Origin of the sequence: Robertmurraya korlensis, assembly GCF_023715225.1 — a bacterium.
In the GTDB taxonomy this organism is placed as follows: Bacteria; Bacillota; Bacilli; order Bacillales; family Cytobacillaceae; genus Robertmurraya_A.
In genome coordinates this window covers 1-239 of sequence record NZ_JAMBNS010000185.1, presented here as the reverse complement: position 1 = coordinate 239, position 239 = coordinate 1, and the positions used below count along the sequence as shown (strand labels likewise).

1 rRNA gene is annotated in these 239 nt (G+C 51.0%); it reads left to right on the top strand.

Features of this window, described 5'->3' with window-relative positions:
* Positions 1–239 (top strand): 23S ribosomal RNA (locus M3175_RS24790); the annotation flags it as partial.

Here is a 239-nt window from a genome sequence, read left to right as displayed (position 1 = left end):
CCTAGTGACCGATAGTGAACCAGTACCGTGAGGGAAAGGTGAAAAGCACCCCGGAAGGGGAGTGAAAGAGATCCTGAAACCGTGTGCCTACAAGTAGTTAGAGCCCGTTAATGGGTGATAGCGTGCCTTTTGTAGAATGAACCGGCGAGTTACGATTACATGCGAGGTTAAGTTGGAAAGACGGAGCCGTAGCGAAAGCGAGTCTGAATAGGGCGCTTTAGTATGTGGTCGTAGACCCG